12 protein-coding genes and 1 pseudogene are annotated in these 16,457 nt (G+C 59.9%); 11 read left to right on the forward strand and 2 right to left on the reverse strand.

The window, feature by feature from the left end:
* Positions 1-7: 7 nt before the first annotated feature.
* Positions 8-508 (reverse strand): annotated as a pseudogene (locus AC3IUA_RS00675) (retention module-containing protein); the annotation flags it as partial.
* A 343-nt stretch (positions 509-851) separates the two neighbouring features.
* Between AC3IUA_RS00675 and AC3IUA_RS00680 the strand changes: the two are divergent.
* The 7 genes from AC3IUA_RS00680 to AC3IUA_RS00710 all read left to right on the forward strand — a co-directional run bounded on the left by AC3IUA_RS00680 (position 852) and on the right by AC3IUA_RS00710 (position 9,781).
* Positions 852-2,204, forward strand: coding sequence for a TolC family outer membrane protein (locus tag AC3IUA_RS00680; RefSeq protein WP_489358616.1), 1,353 nt, complete (start codon positions 852-854; stop codon positions 2,202-2,204).
* A 44-nt stretch (positions 2,205-2,248) separates the two neighbouring features.
* Positions 2,249-4,405: a type I secretion system permease/ATPase gene (locus tag AC3IUA_RS00685; RefSeq protein ID WP_489358617.1), complete on the forward strand. Its 2,157-nt coding sequence runs from the start codon at positions 2,249-2,251 to the stop codon at positions 4,403-4,405.
* Complete coding sequence (locus tag AC3IUA_RS00690) at positions 4,395-5,753, forward strand: HlyD family type I secretion periplasmic adaptor subunit (protein ID WP_489358618.1); 1,359 nt, start codon at positions 4,395-4,397, stop codon at positions 5,751-5,753. The genes AC3IUA_RS00685 and AC3IUA_RS00690 overlap by 11 nt, the downstream gene beginning before the upstream one ends.
* 323 nt (positions 5,754-6,076) lie before the next feature.
* Positions 6,077-6,973, forward strand: coding sequence for a TauD/TfdA dioxygenase family protein (locus AC3IUA_RS00695; protein WP_489358619.1), 897 nt, complete (start codon positions 6,077-6,079; stop codon positions 6,971-6,973).
* Between the two features lie 36 nt (positions 6,974-7,009).
* Positions 7,010-8,029, forward strand: coding sequence for an ABC transporter substrate-binding protein (locus AC3IUA_RS00700; protein WP_489358620.1), 1,020 nt, complete (start codon positions 7,010-7,012; stop codon positions 8,027-8,029).
* A gap of 5 nt (positions 8,030-8,034) precedes the next feature.
* Entirely contained in the window at positions 8,035-8,895 is an 861-nt protein-coding gene (locus tag AC3IUA_RS00705; protein WP_489358621.1) for an ABC transporter ATP-binding protein, read from the forward strand.
* A 19-nt stretch (positions 8,896-8,914) separates the two neighbouring features.
* A complete protein-coding gene (locus AC3IUA_RS00710; protein ID WP_489358622.1) occupies positions 8,915-9,781 on the forward strand; it encodes an ABC transporter permease in 867 nt (288 codons plus the stop codon).
* A gap of 170 nt (positions 9,782-9,951) precedes the next feature.
* Here AC3IUA_RS00710 and AC3IUA_RS00715 read toward each other — a convergent pair whose 3' ends face one another.
* Entirely contained in the window at positions 9,952-10,641 is a 690-nt protein-coding gene (locus AC3IUA_RS00715) for an NYN domain-containing protein (RefSeq protein WP_489358623.1), read from the reverse strand.
* A gap of 467 nt (positions 10,642-11,108) precedes the next feature.
* Here AC3IUA_RS00715 and AC3IUA_RS00720 point away from each other — a divergent pair, with 467 nt between their 5' ends.
* The 4 genes from AC3IUA_RS00720 (at position 11,109) to AC3IUA_RS00735 (ending at position 16,314) form a co-directional block, all read left to right on the forward strand.
* Positions 11,109-11,891 carry an efflux RND transporter periplasmic adaptor subunit gene (locus AC3IUA_RS00720; RefSeq protein WP_489358624.1) on the forward strand — a complete coding sequence of 261 codons (783 nt, stop codon included), beginning with the start codon at positions 11,109-11,111 and terminating at the stop codon, positions 11,889-11,891.
* Positions 11,888-13,207 (forward strand): efflux RND transporter periplasmic adaptor subunit, encoded by a 1,320-nt coding sequence (locus AC3IUA_RS00725; protein ID WP_489358625.1) that lies wholly within the window; start codon positions 11,888-11,890, stop codon positions 13,205-13,207. The genes AC3IUA_RS00720 and AC3IUA_RS00725 overlap by 4 nt, the downstream gene beginning before the upstream one ends.
* Positions 13,208-15,304 carry an efflux RND transporter periplasmic adaptor subunit gene (locus AC3IUA_RS00730; protein WP_489358626.1) on the forward strand — a complete coding sequence of 699 codons (2,097 nt, stop codon included), beginning with the start codon at positions 13,208-13,210 and terminating at the stop codon, positions 15,302-15,304.
* A gap of 164 nt (positions 15,305-15,468) precedes the next feature.
* On the forward strand, positions 15,469-16,314 hold the full coding sequence (locus AC3IUA_RS00735) for a sulfotransferase family protein (protein WP_489358627.1): 846 nt from the start codon (positions 15,469-15,471) through the stop codon (positions 16,312-16,314).
* Positions 16,315-16,457: the final 143 nt, after the last annotated feature.

The following is a 16,457-nucleotide window of genomic DNA, read 5'->3' on the forward strand; positions in this document are numbered from 1 at the left end:
TCGGAGTGTTGGCGACCGTGGCGCTCTGACTTCCGGTATCGGTCGTGGTGGTTGCGCCAGTGGAGGCAATGCCCGCAGTCGGAAAGCCAATGGTCGGATCGACCCTGCCCGCCGTTGCGTCGAGCACCACGAAACTGTCACCACCGCCTGCGGAACCACCTGCGCTCTCAGCGCTTGGGCCGGCAGCGGTGGCTTCGAGTTCGGTAGTCGGGTCGGCACCCGCGGCGATGGCTTGCTGCAATTCGTCTACCGACGGTGCAGCCTGCGCAGTCGTTTCAGCCAGATTGGTGCTGGAGTCCGGATCGCTGCCGCTCCATTGCGTGTCGCGACCCAGGTCGAGGATGCGGCCGTCAGCCAGTTCAAGGGTAACGGCCCCCGCCAGGCCGGTGTCTACCTGGTCGCCAACGAACAGGCGATCACCTTCAATGAGTACGCGTCGGATGCCTTCTGGGGAAACCACAAACACTTGACCAACAATGCTTTTGACGATGGCAACAACACTGCTCATTGAAGACTCTCCGGGGTACCGTTCAGTAGACTTCCATGGACCTGACGGGCAATCGCCTAATCAGTCTGGAGGTACTTTTATGTTCTATTGACGCTTTTTGTCGTCAAAATATTGGCTATAATTATTCGCTATTAACTTTATGCCAAACTATTGACCTTCTGCTGGCCATCCTAAACAATCGTCCCAGTAATGTCACATTGATATTTATGCGGCGATTCGTCCTAGAGCGCGTGACTGATTGCGCTTTTGGCGTTTCCGACATACGGTCATTCCGGTTGCCATTTTCCGATGCAGCGCCCGGATCTGCTGTGATTTGAGACAAGAAGTCCTAGGAATTTCTAACATGCGTCCGCATTTGTTGAAGGCTTTACCGTTCGTCCTCGCCGCCAGTTTTGTTCAAGCACAAACCCTGCCCGAAGCCATGCAACAAGCACTGGATGTCCATCCGGAAATCCAGGCAGGGGTAAACAGCCGAATTTCCGCGGATTATCAGTTAAAAGCAGCCAAAGGCGGATACCTGCCACGGGTCGATCTGCTCGGTGGTTATGGCCGAGAAGGCACTGATAGCGTCAGTACGCGCACCGGTCCTGGCAGCAACCACTGGGAGACCCTGAACCGCAGCGAGTCGAGCCTGCGCCTGTCGCAAATGGTTTTTGACGGTTTTGCGACGTCCAGCGAAGTGGGTCGTCAACAAGCCACCGTAAACTCCCGCGCCTACTCATTGCTGGGCTCTTCGGAGCGCACCGCGCTGACCGTTGCCCAGGTTTACCTGGATGTGCTGACCCGTCGCGACTTCGTGCAACTGGCCGAAGACAATCAGCGCAATCACGAGCGTATTTTTGACCAGATCAAGCTGCGTACCGAGCGTGGTGTCGGTCGTATGGCTGACCTTGATCAAGCCGAAGCGCGCCTGGCCCAGGCCCGCAACAACCTGATCACCGAACAAACCAACCTGGCCGATGCCGAAACCAACTTCCTCAGTGCCGTTGGCCAGATGCCCGACCAACTGGACCGTCCGGCGGGCTTCATCGCGTTGCTGCCGGCCGACCTGAACGAAGCTCGCCGGCAAATGCTCGAGAACAGCCCGATCCTGCGTTCGGCCGAGTCCGACATCGTCGCTGCCGAGCAATCGTACGAAGCCGCCAAATCGGCGTTCTACCCGCGTTTCGATGCCGAACTGGGGCGCAGTGCCGATAACGATATCGATGGGATGGACGGCCACAACAACGAATGGCAGGCCATGCTGCGCATGCGCTTCAACCTGTTCGCCGGTGGCAGCAACAAGGCCGACCTGGAATCCAGGTCCTATCAGTCCAGCGAGGCGCTGGATATTCGCAACAATGCCCTGCGGGTGTTGAACGAAGAGCTGGGCCTGGCCTGGAACGCCTTGAACAACGCCAACGCTCAAGTGCCGATCGCTCAGCAATACGTAGATCACAGCACCCGCGTGCGTACGGCGTATCAGAAGCAATTCAGCCTCGGCGAGCGCACTCTGCTCGACTTGCTCGACAGTGAAAACGAACTGTTTACTGCATCCCGTCGTTTGGCGGAGATCAAAAACATTCAGTTATTTACTCAATATCGAATCAAGGCGACCATGGGCGGATTGCTCAAGAGCCAGGGAGTGGTCGCACCCATGGCGTCCGTCGTGCAAAACGACGTAAAACCCAAGGTCCAACTGCCCGGGATGAATTGAGCCGACCCGCATAACCGTCCAATCGTCAGTCAAGAGTGCTCAGCGTGGAATCAGAAGTCAGTCGAGTTCATCTCAGTCATGATCCACGCACGCTGCACGACGATCCATTACTGGATGGCCTGCTAGCCCTGTGCACGCTGCACCAGAAACCTGCCAGCGCGGCGATGCTGACCACCGGCCTACCCTTGCCGGCACAGCGGCTGAGTGTCGAACTGCTGCCCCGCGCCGCGGCCCGCGCCGGTCTGCAAGGCCGGGTGCTGCAACGCAAGCTGGAGCAGATTCCGGCGATTGCCATGCCCGCCCTGCTGTTGCTCAAGGATGGCCGCAGTGCCGTCCTGCTCGGCTGGGAAGGCGAGGACCATGCGCGCTTGTTGCTCAGCGAAAGCGACGGCGGTGAAGTGAAGGTCAGCCGCGAACTGTTGGCGGACGACTACATCGGCCAGGTCTTCTTTGCCCAGCCTCAACACAAATTCGATGTGAACCACGGCACGTTGATCCCGCGTGCCCGCTCCTGGTTCCGCGACACCTTGAAGCGCTCTCGCTGGCTGTATGCCGACGCGATTGCCGCGAGTTTCCTGATCAACATCATCGCCATGGCCGCGCCGCTGTTCGTGATGAACGTCTACGACCGCGTCGTCCCGAACCAGGCCGCTGCCACGTTGTGGGTGCTGGCCATCGGCATCACCGGCGCCTACCTGTTCGACCTGATCCTCAAGAGTCTGCGCAGCCTGTGCCTGGATCTGGCCGGGAAAAAGACCGACCTGATCATCTCGGCGACGCTGTTCGAGCGAATCGTCGGCATGGCCATGAAATGCCGCCCGGCGCGGGTCGGCAGCTTTGCCCAGAATATTCATGAGTTCCAGAGCCTGCGGGACTTCCTCGCCTCTCTGACCCTCACCAGCCTGATCGACCTGCCGTTTACCCTGCTGATCTTCATGGTGATCGGCATCATCGGTGGGCATCTGGTGTGGATTCCGGTACTGGCGTTCCCGATTGCCCTGCTGATTGGCTATGCGTTGCAAAAGCCCTTGGTGGCGACCATGGAACGGACCATGGCGCTGGCCGCCGAGCGTCAGTCGAGCCTGATCGAAACCCTCGCCGGGCTCGATGCGGTCAAGGTCAACAACGCCGAAAGCGAGCGTCAGTACCAGTGGGAACAAACCATCGGTACCCTCAGCCGCCTCGAACTGCGGGTGAAAATGCTCTCCGGTCTGGCGATGAATATCACCCTGCTGATCCAGCAACTGGCCGGGGTGATCATGATCGTTTTCGGCGTATACCAGATCATCGACGGCAACCTCAGCATGGGCGGCCTGATCGCCTGTTACATGCTCAGCGGCCGTGCCCTCAGCCCGCTGGCGTCGTTGTCGGGCCTGCTGACCCGCTACCAGCAAGCGCGGGTGACCATGACCTCCGTCGACCAGATGATGGAGCTGGCGCAAGAGCGCAATTTCGAAGAGCGCCCGTTGAGCCGCAAGGTCCTGCAAGGCGCCATCGAGTGCCGTCAACTGAGCTTCACCTACCCGAACCAGCAAAATCCGGCACTGAAGAACATCAACCTGGTGATCAAGCCCGGGGAAAAAATCGGCATCATCGGCCGCAGCGGCTCGGGCAAAAGCTCGTTGGCCAAACTGTTGGTCGGGCTCTATCAGCCGGACGACGGTGCCTTGCTGGTCGATGGCGTCGACATTCGCCAGATCGACGTCAGCGAACTGCGTCACAACATTGGCTACGTGCCCCAGGACATCCAGCTGCTGGCCGGTACCCTGCGCGACAACCTGGTGTCCGGCGCGCGCTACGTAGAAGACGAGCTGGTCCTGCAAGCCGCCGAACTGGCCGGCGTGCATGAGTTCGTCCGGTTGCATCCACAAGGCTACGAACTGCAGGTCGGCGAGCGTGGCCAAAACCTGTCCGGCGGTCAGCGACAGAACGTCGCCCTGGCCCGCGCGCTGTTGCTCAACCCGCCGATCCTGCTGCTCGACGAACCCACCAGCGCCATGGACAACACCGGTGAAGAACGCTTGAAGCAACGCCTGCAAGCCGTGGTAGCCAACAAGACCGTGGTGCTGGTGACGCATCGGGCCTCGTTGCTCTCGCTGGTCGACCGGTTACTGGTGGTCGACCGTGGGCAGATTCTTGCTGATGGACCTAAAGCCGTGGTGATGGAAGCGTTGAAGAAGGGGCAGATCAGTGTTGCTTAAGTCTGGCGCTATCCGCCGTTACTTCAAAGGCTCCGACTCCCTGCAAGGGCAGCCGTTGCCCGAGGTCAACAAAGCCCTGATCGAAGACGCCCCGCGAGTGGTGCGACTGACTATCTGGGCGATCATCGGCTTCTTCGTGTTCCTGTTGTTGTGGGCCAACTTCGCGGTGATCGATGAAGTCACCCGTGGCGACGGCAAGGCAATCCCGTCGTCGAAACTGCAGAAAATCCAGAACCTGGAAGGGGGCATCGTCGCCGAACTGTTTGTCAGGGAAGGGCAGATCGTTGAAGCCGGTGCGCCGCTGATTCGGCTTGATGACACTCGTTTTGTGTCCAACGTCGGCGAAACCGAGGCGGATCGACTGTCCATGCTGTTGCGGGTGGAGCGCCTGAGCGCCGAAGTCGACGACCGCCCGCTCAACATTCCGGCTGATGTGCTCAAGGCCGTACCCGGTCAGGCGGCCAGCGAGCAATCGTTGTACGACAGCCGCCGTCAGCAACTGCTCGATGAGGTCGGTGGCCTGCAGGAGCAGTTGATCCAGCGTCAGCAAGAGCTGCGCGAGTTCACTTCCAAGCAGTCGCAATACCGCAACAGCCTGCAGCTGCTGCGCCAGGAAATCGGCATGTCCGAGCCGCTGGTGGCGCAGGGTGCGGTTTCTCCGGTGGAAGTGCTGCGCCTCAAGCGCGCGGAAGTGGAAACCCGTGGGCAGGTAGAAGCCACCACCCTGGCGATTCCACGTGCCGAATCGGCGATCAAGGAAGTCGCGCGCAAAATCGACGAGACCCGCGGCAGATTCCGCAGTGAAGCCCTGACCCAACTCAATGAGGCCCGCACCGACCTGAGCAAGGCCAGTGCCACTGGCAAGGCCCTCGAAGACCGCGTCAGCCGTACACTGGTGACGTCGCCGGTGCGCGGCATCATCAAGCAACTGCTGGTCAACACCATCGGCGGCGTGATCCAGCCGGGCAGCGACCTGGTAGAAATCGTTCCGCTGGATGACACGCTATTGGTCGAGGCGCGGATTCGTCCGCAAGACATCGCCTTCCTGCACCCGGGGCAAGAAGCCATCGTCAAGTTCACCGCCTACGACTACACCATCTATGGCGGCCTGAAAGCCAAGCTGGAGCAGATCGGTGCCGACACCATCACCGATGAAGACAAGAAGAACACCTACTACGTGATCACTCTGCGCACCGACCGCAGCCATCTGGGCACGGACCAAAAACCGTTGCTGATCATCCCCGGCATGGTCGCGTCGGTGGACATCATCACTGGCAAGAAAAGCATCCTCAGCTATTTGCTAAAACCCATCATCCGCGCCCGGGCCGAGGCGTTGCATGAGCGGTAATTATCCACCTGATGGTCGTTCCCATGCTGGACCGTGTTCTGCCTAAAAGATCGCAGCCTGCGCGGATTTGCGTACGACCTCGAATTTGCGGGTGTACCGGGACCCCGTAGGAGCTGCCGCAGGCTGCGATCTTTTGATCTTTGAATTAAGCCATATCGTTATTCCTTAACGATATTTAAAATTATTTTCTTATACCTATAAAGTCAAACCCCTGCGTACCTGCCGACCAATCGGCGCGCCGCACGACACGAACCAACACGGGACCTCCGTGAGTTTCTGATCGACGCGCGCGCCCTTGAGCGTGCCGTGCGTGGGAGTGATTTATGTCTGCAGCTACCGCTTTCCCAAGCGCCGCGAATATCGCGCCGCAAACGTTCGAAGTCCGCCCGTTCCGCGGCGCCGTGGGTGCCGAAATCATCGGCCTCGACCTGGCGTTGCCGATCAACGACCAGGACTTCTCCCGCATACACCGTGCGCATCTGGATCACCACGTGGTGGTGTTCCGCAACCAGCGCATAACCCCAGAACAGCACATCACCTTCAGCCGGCGCTTCGGCGTGTTGCAGATTCATGTGCTCAAGCAATTTCTGCTGACTGGCCACCCGGAAATCCTCATCGTCTCCAACATCATCGAGAACGGCCAATCCATCGGCCTGGGCGATGCCGGAAAATTCTGGCACTCCGACCTCTCCTACAAGGAGCTGCCGAGCCTGGGCTCGATGCTGCATGCCCAGGAGCTGCCTTGCGAAGGCGGCGACACCCTGTTCGCCGACATGCACAAAGCCTGGGACGGCCTGCCGCAAGCGCTGCGCAAGGCGATCGAAGGCCGCTCGGCCGCGCACTCCTACACCGCGCGCTACAGCGAAAACAAATTTGCAGGCAACTGGCGCCCAACCCTGACCCCGGAGCAACTCGCACAGGTCAACGAGGTGGTGCATCCGATTGTCCGCACCCATCCGGAAAACGGCCGCAAGGCACTGTTCGTCAGCGAAGGATTCACCACCCGCATCGTCGGTTTGCCCGAAGACGAAAGTCAGCAACTGCTGGCTGAGCTTTACGCCCACAGCGTGCTGCCGGAAAACATTTATCGCCACCAATGGCAGCCCCACGACCTGGTGTTCTGGGACAACCGTTCGCTGATCCACCTTGCCGCGGGTTGCCCAAGCCATCTGCGGCGCAAGCTCTATCGCACCACCATTCAGGGCGACGCCCCTTACTGATCGACCACGGCACTTCCTATAACCAGGAGCATCTCCATGTCCAACCCAATCAAATCCGTGGCCGCCAGTATCGGCCTGGGGTTCAGCTTGCTCGCCAGTAGCCTTGTCGCCCCGGGCACAGCTCATGCCGAAGGCGAGATCCGCATCGCCGAGCAGTTCGGCATTGTTTACCTGCTGCTCAATGTGGTGCGCGATCAAAACCTGATCGAAAAACACGGCAAGGAGGAGGGCATCGACATCAAGGTCGACTGGACCCAACTGTCCGGCGGCGCGGCAGTCAACGATGCGCTGCTCTCCGGCTCCATCGATATTGCCGGTGCCGGGGTCGGCCCGCTGCTGACCATCTGGGACCGTACCCATGGCAAGCAAAACGTCAAGGCCGTGGCTTCGCTGGGCAACTTTCCGTACTACCTGGTGAGCAACAATCCGCACGTCAAAACTATCGCCGATTTCACCGAGAAGGACCGCATCGCCGTGCCTGCAGTCGGCGTTTCCGTGCAGTCGCGCTTCCTGCAGTACGCCGCGGCCAAGCAATGGGGCGATAAGGATTTCAACCGCCTGGATAAGTACACCATCGCCGTCCCGCACCCGGACGCCACTGCTGCGTTGATCGCCGGTGGCACCGAGCTGACCGGGCATTTTTCCAACCCGCCGTTCCAGGATCAGGCGCTGAAAAACCCCAAGGTGCATGTGGTGCTCAATACCTACGACTTGCTCGGCCCGAACTCACCAACCGTGCTGTTCGCCACTGAGAAATTCCGCAATGAGAACCCGAAGACCTACAAAGCCTTCATCGAAGCCCTGACCGAAGCGGCCGAGTTTGCCCAGAACGACAAAGGCGCGGCCGCTGACACCTACATCCGCGTCACCAAAGCCAAAATCGACCGAGCCGATTTGCTGAAAATCATCGACAACCCGCAGTTCGAATTCAGCGTCACGCCGAAAAACACCTATCCGTTGGCGGAATTTCTCTACCGGGTCGGCGCGCTCAAAAACAAACCCGAATCATGGAAGGACTACTTCTTCCAGGATGCGAAACCGCTGCAAGGGAGCTGACAGAAATGAACGCGCCTGTGCAAGGCCACACGGCCAGCAAACTGATCACAGCAGCGCCAGCGCTGCTGTCGGTCGACCACGTCAGCCTCGAGTACCGCACCCCGCAGCGCGTCGTTCGGGCAACTCATCAGGTCAGCTTCGAGATTGACCCTGCCGACCGTTTCGTCCTGCTCGGTCCTTCAGGTTGTGGTAAATCGACGCTGCTCAAGGCGGTTGCCGGGTTTATCCAGCCCTGCGAAGGGCAGATCCGTCTGCAAGGGCAAACCGTCAGCGCGCCGGGGCCGGACCGGATCGTAGTGTTCCAGGAGTTCGACCAACTGCCGCCGTGGAAGACCGTCAAACAAAACGTCATGTTCCCGCTGCTCGCCTCAAAAACCCTCAAGCGCCGCGAAGCCGAGGAACGGGCGCTGCATTACCTGGAAAAGGTCGGTCTGGCGGGGTTTGCCGACGCCTATCCGCACACCTTGTCTGGTGGTATGAAAGCTCGCGTGGCGATCGCCCGGGCTTTGGCGATGCAGCCGAAGATCCTGCTGATGGACGAGCCCTTCGCCGCCCTCGATGCCCTGACCCGCCGCAAGATGCAGGAAGAATTGCTGCTGCTCTGGGAAGAGGTGCGCTTCACCTTGCTGTTTGTCACTCACTCCATTGAGGAGGCGCTGGTGGTCGGCAATCGCATTCTGTTGCTGTCGCCGCACCCGGGGCGCGTACGCGCAGAAATCCACAGCCATCAGTACGACTTGCACAGCCTCGGTGGCGCGGAATTTCAACAGTCGGCGCGGCGCATTCATCGGCTGCTGTTTGAAGAAAACCAGGCTCCGCAAGCCGAGCAAGAACTGAACTTCGCCGATATCCGTATCGCTTATTGAGCCATGGGAGGATTGCCCGATGAGCTATTCATCATCTGTACGCCAGGAATACGAAGTTGTATTGGAACCGCTGCTGACCGTCCCGCTGGAACGCGAACTACCCCTCGGGCAACGCCTCTGGCAACAAGGCTGGTTGCGCAAAAGCCTGATCCTGATTTTGCTCGCGGTGCTGTGGGAAGCCGTCGCCCGCTACCAGGACAACGACCTGCTGCTGCCCAGCTTCCTGCAAACCGGCAGCGCGCTGTATGACGGTCTGCTCAGCGGCGAGTTGCTGGGCAAAGTCGGCATTTCACTGGTGGTACTGCTCAAGGGTTACCTGATCGGCATCGTCCTGGCCTTCGCCCTGACCACCCTGGCGGTCTCGACCCAGTTCGGTCGCGACCTGCTGAGCACCCTGACCTCGATGTTCAACCCCTTACCGGCGATTGCCCTGTTGCCGCTGGCGTTGCTGTGGTTCGGCCTGGGGCAGAACAGCCTGATTTTCGTGCTGGTGCATTCGGTGCTCTGGGCCTTGGCCTTGAACACCTACGCCGGCTTTCTCGGCGTCTCGGAAACCCTGCGCATGGCCGGGCGCAACTATGGTCTGAAGGGCATTCGCTTTGTGCTATTCATCCTGATCCCGGCCGCGCTGCCGTCGATCCTCGCGGGCCTGAAAATTGGCTGGGCCTTTGCCTGGCGCACCCTGATCGCCGCCGAACTGGTATTCGGCGCCACCAGCGGCAAGGGCGGGTTGGGCTGGTACATCTTCCAGAACCGTAATGAGTTGTACACCGACAAGGTCTTTGCCGGCCTGGCGGTGGTGATTCTGATTGGGTTGCTGGTGGAGAATCTGGTGTTCGACACACTGGAACGGGTGACGGTGAAGCGTTGGGGGATGCAGCGTTGATTTTGCGGGTGTCATATATCGGCGCTTGCGGCTTGCTCGTTGAGACCATGCATGGCGAACTGCTGACGACTCAAGAACAACTGGTAGAGGCAGCGCGGTGGTGTCGAGCCTGTTTTACGACTGATGAGGCTGGTGATTGTGGATATTTATCAGAGCTCGAAATGTTCTGTTCACCAATAGTCGGGTTTGATCGCCGGTGCTTTACGGGTCGGCACGCGATCCGGGAATTGATGCGTCTGGAGCTCCTCTGGGGTGACGACACGCCGCATCCAATGTGAGAACTCTTTAAGAGAGCCAGGCGCAGGGCGTTTGAATTCGGGTCTATAGGGAAGAATGGTGCCCAAGGTCATCTCGGGGAAATTTTCCCGGATGGCTCTCAGGGCTGGAGTCATGTCGGTATCACCGGAAACCAGTACCAGTTGATCAATACGTTCGGTCTTTACAGAAAAGGCCTGCCTGGCTGCAGTACGGTACATGCTGATCGCGATGTGTACGTCCGTTTCCTTCTCTTCGAGCTTCCATATGTCGACCTTGTCTTGGCGCGAAGCTCTCGTCTTTTTATCAATGAAACGAGGGGCTTTGGCGGGCTCAAGCTGATGCCGGCCATAGTGGACGACAATATTGCTGGCCTTCAGGGCCCGGACATAAGTGTCCTGAGCTTCTTTGGAAACTCTGCCGCGAGTCGCGAGTTCTGGTTTAACAGAGGACGTGAAGTAATCGACAGAGGCCAGTAAGCTTTTTGGGTTCTCGACGTAAACGATATGAGCCAGCAATTTCGATAGATCGAGCCACTTGTATGGGGTACCAGCCAGTAGGCCGTAGAAGAGGTTGTAACCGTCGACAAAGAACGCGGTGCGCACAAATACTACCCTCAGAAACGAAAAAACCGGCCAGAGCCGGTTTTTTCACCCCAACTGCCAGCGAACTTAATCTCTGCGTACGGGGTTGAGTAGTGGAACCGATGCTAAGTGGAGTCGACACAGACGTCAACCGTTGCCTGACAAAGGGAACTACCCGGCTGGCGAACACGCCCGGCACCAGTGATGGATGTTTTTTGCATGTGTTGCGGGGCGGGTCAAGGCAACCCTACTTTGATTCTTTGAGCACTTATTACGGGCGTTGTCGAATTGTCAGAAAGCGTTAGGCGGGAGTGGTTGTAGAGGTTGAAGCTGTCTGGCCTGAAATAGATTAAATTGAGAACCGCGAGCATCCATATATTGCTCAACGCATCGCAGCGGTAACCAGCTATTCCAGCCCCTGATGGCTATTTGCTTGACGCTGATCGCTGCTGTCGTAGACTCCGCGCATCCGTCAGGGAGTTACGGTTATGCGGCGTTATTGTGGATTGGGCTTTGGATTGATCGGTCTGGCGTGCCTGGCACAAGCACAGACACCTGCGTCGGATGATCCGTTGTTGGATAACAGCTCGGCCAATGCGTCCACGTCGACTGCCAGCGAGGCCCGAGGGGTGTTGCGCGCGCGGGATCAGGCGATGCTGGCCAGTGAGCTTTCCGGGCGTATCGTCGAGTTGCCGTTCAGTGAGGGCGAGTCCTTCGACAAGGGCGATACCCTTGCCCGTTTCGATTGCTCGGCTTATCAGGCTCAGCTCAGTGCCGCTCAGGCCGCCAATCGCGGTGCCAATGAAGAGCTGGCGCACAACAAGCAGTTGGCTTCGCTGAATTCGGTCGGGCGTTTTGAAGTGGCGCGAGCCGAAGCCAAACTCGCCGAAACCCAGGCGCAATCCCAGGTTTATCAAGTTCAGGTCAAGCGCTGCAGCGTGGTTGCGCCGTATGCTGGCCAGGTTGTCGAGCGCAAGGTTCAACGCTACGAAAGCGTGGCCGCCGGTTCGCCGCTGCTGGAAATCGTCGACAACCGCACCCTGGAAATTCACTTGCTGGTGCCGTCACGCTGGATGGGCAAGCTCAAGCCCGGGCAAACCTTCAGCTTCGTGCCTGATGAGACCGGCCAGGCACTTAACGCCACGGTCAAGCGTCTTGGCGCAAGAATCGATGAGGGCAGCCAGACGCTGCTACTGGTAGCGACACTGCCCAGCGCCGGTGGTTTGCTGGCAGGCATGAGCGGCACGGCGCGTTTCGCGGAGTTCAAGTGAACGCCCCGGTGACAGGCACGGCCGAACGGGTGTTTGCCCAGTTTCTCGAACTGGAACGCCAGACCCGCGCCGCTCGCACCACCGAACAATTGGCCTACGGCCTGGTCAATGACGGCCAGGCGTTGTTCGGCTTTCGCCATGCGGCGTTGCTGATCGCCGGCAAAGTCCGGGCGGTGACTGGCGTCAGCAGCGTGGAACCGAATGCGCCATTTGTGGCGTTCGTCGAGCAAGCGGTGGGGCAATTGTTCAAGCTCGACCTGCTGAAACAGGCGCGGGTCATACCGGCTGGATCGTTGAATGCGCATATTCAGGCCGACTGGCATAGCCTGTGCGCGGCGCAGGTGTTCTGGTTGCCGCTGCTCGATCACCAGGGGCAGGTGTTCGGTGGCCTGTGGCTGGCCCGCGATACACCGTGGAACCCCTCCGAACACGTCTTGCTGTCGCAACTCGGCGATACCTACAGCCATGCCTGGCTGGCGTTGCAGCCGCGCCAACCCTGGCGTTTGCGCTGGACCCGCAAGCGTCAGGTGGCGTTGCTGGCGGTGGTGTTGCTCGGCTTATTGATTCCGGTACGTCAATCGGTGCTGGCGCCCGCGGAAGTGGTTCCCCTCGGCGGGCGAGTGGTCGCGGCGCCGCTGGATGGGGTGATCGCCGAGTTTCAGGTCAAGCCGAATCAGGCCGTGAAGACCGGCGACCTGCTGCTGCGTTTCGAAAGCACCACCCTCAACGCCCAGGCCGACGTGGCCGGCCGCGCCCTGGGTGTGGCTGAAGCCGAGTTGAAGGCCAATGCTCAACGCGCCTTCGCCGATGCCGAGTCGAGCTCGAAGATTGATCTATTGGCGGCTCGGGTCGAGCAAAAACGCGCCGAACGTGATTACGCCCGCGAGCTGCTCAAACGCAGTGAGGTGCGTGCCGAACGCGACGGTATCGCGGTGTTCGCCGACGCCGAACGCTGGATTGGCAAACCGGTGCAGACGGGCGAACGCTTGATGGAAATCGCCGACCCGACCCAGGCCGAATTGCGCATCGAACTGGCGGTCGGCGATGCGATCGCCCTGGAGCCCAATGCGCAGGTCGCACTGTTTCTCGACAGCGATCCGTTGCAGCGCCATCTGGCGACCCTCGAACGAGCCGCCTACGAGGCGCAACCCACTGCCGGCGGGCAGCTGGCCTATCGGCTGGACGCGCGCTTCGACGAGGCGCCACCGCGCATCGGTCTGCGTGGCACGGCGAAGGTTTTCGGTGAGCGTGCGCCGTTGGCGTTGTATCTGCTGCGCCGACCGTTGGCCGGCTTGCGCCAAAGTGTGGGCCTGTAGATGACATTGCCCAGCCTGCGCGCGGATTTGCAGCTGTCGGTGGCGGCCCCGGCACTGGATGGTTCACCACGCTGGACCCTCGCCGATCCGGTGCGCGGACGCTACTTCAAGCTAGGCACGGCAGCGATGCGCTTGCTGCGGCATTGGTCGTTGGCTGACGCCGAGGAGGTGTTGCACGCGGCCAATCGCGAGCCGGGTTTGCCACTGGGTACTCAGGAACTGGATGAGTTGCTGGGGTTTCTCCGGGCCCATGATTTGATCAGCTCACTCGACCCGCAACAACGTGCCAGCTATGGCCTCAAAGCTACCGCACAACGTCAGGGATTGTGGCAAATGCTCTTGCATCAATACCTGTTTTTCCGGATTCCATTATGGCGTCCGGACGCCTTTCTCAATCGCGTCTGGCCATGGCTGGAGCGCTTTGGCCCTGGCTTGTTGCGCTATGGCTTGCCCGCCACGCTGGGGCTCGGGGTGTTCCTGGTGTCGCGGGACTGGCAGCGTTTTCTGGCGACCTTCCCGCACCTGTTCAGCCTCGGTGGTGCGCTGGCATTTGCTGTCGCGCTGTTCTTCGCCAAGCTGTGCCACGAGTTGGGCCATGCCTTCATGGCCAAGCGAGCGGGGTGTCGGGTGCAGAGCATGGGCGTGGCGTTCATGGTCCTGCTGCCGCTGTTTTATACCGATGTCAGCGACGCATGGCGGGTCAATGATCGCCGCGCCCGCCTGTTGATCGGCGCCGGGGGCGTGTTGGCCGAATTGCTCCTGGCCAGCATTGCTTTGCTGGCATGGTCGTTGTTGCCGGACGGGCCGGCGCGTACGGCGGCCTTCATGTTGGCCAGCGCGACCTGGTTGACCACCCTGGTGGTCAACCTGAACCCCTTTATGCGCTTCGATGGTTACTTTCTGCTCAGCGATCTGTGGGAAGTCGACAACCTTCAGGGCCGGGCCTTTGCGTTGTGTCGCTGGCGCTTGCGTGAAGGGTTGTTCGGTTATGGCGAACCCGCGCCGGAGCCTTGGTCGCCAACGCTGCAGCGGCGGTTGCTGTGGTGGGGATATTGCTCGTGGATATGGCGCGCGGTGTTGTTTTTCGGCATCGCGCTGGCGGTTTATCACTTGTTTTTCAAACTGCTCGGGATCTTCCTGATGCTGGTGGAAGTGCTGTGGTTCATCTTCCTGCCGATCGTGCGCGAATGGCGGGTGTGGTGGGCTCGCCGCGAACAGGCTTATGCCCCGCGGGTGCTGTTCGGCAGCCTGGGTTTGCTGGCGCTGGTGTTGCTGCTGGCACTGCCGTGGCGTAGCGCGGTCGAGTTGCCGGCGATGCTCGAAGCCGGTCGGGTCAGCGCCTTGCATGCACCGGTGGCCGCGCGGGTAAAGCAGGTCAAGGTCACCGATGGTCAGACGGTCGCCCAGGGCGAAGTGCTGATCGAACTGGAATCGCCGGACCTGGATTCGCGCCAGGCCATTGTTCGCCGCGAAATCGAAATCCTCCAGCTGTTGATGCGTCGTCAGGCCGGGCGCAGTGAAACAGCGGCCGATGCCGGCATCATCGAGCAACGATTGGCCGAGACCGTCGCCGAATACCGTGGCCTGGCGGCCCAGCGTCAGCGTTTGCTGTTGCGTGCGCCCCAGGCCGGCAAAGTGCGCGATCTGCTACCGCAACTGAGCGTTGGTCGCTGGTTGTCGCCCACGCAACCCTTGGCCCGGGTGGTCGAGGAGGGCGTGCGGCTGCGCGGCTATCTGGCGGAAGCCGAGCTGTGGCGGGTCCTGCCGGGCGCCAAGGGGCGCTTTATTGCTGATGATCCGATGCATTCGTCGATCAAGGTCGAACTGATGGAAGTGGACACCAACGGTGCCGCGTATGTCGATCAGGAGGCGTTGACCTCTGACCATCACGGCCCGATTGCCGTACGCCGCGATGAAAACAATCGCCCGGAGCCGGTGCAAGCGCAATACGGCGCGCGGCTGAACATTCTCGATGACATGCCGACACCCACCCAGCCGTTGCGCGGCCTGGTGGTGTTGCAAGGGCGTGGCGAGTCGTTGCTGGGTACGGCCTGGCGGCGTCTGGCAGCATTGGGTGTCAGGGAAAGCGGATTCTGAAATGCGCCGAATGCACTGGATTGGTGCGCCTGGCCAGCATGCTCGCGGTCCATGGTTAATCACATTTTCCCTGTGAACTTGCTGCCAATTGATATCAAAACACCACTAGGCCGAATTCGCTCAATAGACTACTCTCTGTCCTACAAAAAGGACTTTCGATTACGGTGAAGGGATTGCACGATTTCCACTTTATCTCTGGGTTGCCGCGCTCAGGGTCTACCTTGCTGTCGGCCATTCTCCTGCAAAACCCGCGTTTTCATGCCGGCATGACTAGCCCGGTGGGCGCGTTGTGTTCCGGCATTCTCGAACAATGCAGTGCTGGCAGCGAGTTTGGCGCGGTGATCGACACCGATCTGCGCCGGCGCCTGCTACGTGGCGTGTTCGATTCCTTCTACGCCGACAAGGCCGATAAGCCGGTCATCTTCGATACCAATCGTCTCTGGTGCTCGCGCCTTCCCGCGCTGCATGACCTGTTCCCCAAGGCCAAAACCATCGCCTGCGTGCGCAACGTCGCCTGGGTCATGGACAGTATCGAGCGCCTGTACCGTGCCAATCCGTTCGAGAACACCAAACTGTTCAACGACGCGGTCGAGCGCAACACCGTCTACAGTCGCTGCGAAACCCTGGCCCAGCGCAACCGGCTTGTAGGGTTTGCCTGGGCGGCGCTCAAGGAAGCCTATTACGGCGAACATGCCGACGCCCTGTTGGTTGTCGATTATGACCTGCTGAGTCAGGCCCCCGAGCGAGTCATGCGCCTGGTGTATGACTTTATCGGCGAGCCCTGGTTCGAGCACGATTTCGACAACCTGGCCTACGACGCGCCGGAGTTCGATCAGGGGTTGGGTCTGTCCGGGTTGCACAAGGTCAAACGCAAAGTCTCGTTGGAGCCCCGGCGCACGATTCTGCCTCCGGATCTGTTCGAGCAATTTGCTCAGCTGTCCTTTTGGCAGGATGGATCAGCCAGCGCTGCCAATGTCATTCGTATGAAAACCGAAACCGCGATCAATTGATCGCGGTTTTTTTCATCTCGTTAACACGTTCGATTGCGGGTGAGCATCATGTGGTGGAGCAAAGGTAATTCGCGGGCAGTACAGCGGGCCTCCGGGAGTGCGAAAGCTCCGGTTTCGCCATTAATCATGTCCCTTGAGCCGCG

The organism is Pseudomonas sp. KH_050 (assembly GCF_057838875.1).

Coding starts and splice junctions, on each gene's coding strand:
- AC3IUA_RS00680 (WP_489358616.1), top strand. CDS start 852: ATGCGTCCGCATTTGTTGAAGGCTTTACCGTTCGTCCTCGCCGCCAGT.
- AC3IUA_RS00705 (WP_489358621.1), top strand. CDS start 8,035: ATGAACGCGCCTGTGCAAGGCCACACGGCCAGCAAACTGATCACAGCA.
- AC3IUA_RS00730 (WP_489358626.1), top strand. CDS start 13,208: ATGACATTGCCCAGCCTGCGCGCGGATTTGCAGCTGTCGGTGGCGGCC.
- AC3IUA_RS00700 (WP_489358620.1), top strand. CDS start 7,010: ATGTCCAACCCAATCAAATCCGTGGCCGCCAGTATCGGCCTGGGGTTC.
- AC3IUA_RS00710 (WP_489358622.1), top strand. CDS start 8,915: ATGAGCTATTCATCATCTGTACGCCAGGAATACGAAGTTGTATTGGAA.
- AC3IUA_RS00695 (WP_489358619.1), top strand. CDS start 6,077: ATGTCTGCAGCTACCGCTTTCCCAAGCGCCGCGAATATCGCGCCGCAA.
- AC3IUA_RS00720 (WP_489358624.1), top strand. CDS start 11,109: ATGCGGCGTTATTGTGGATTGGGCTTTGGATTGATCGGTCTGGCGTGC.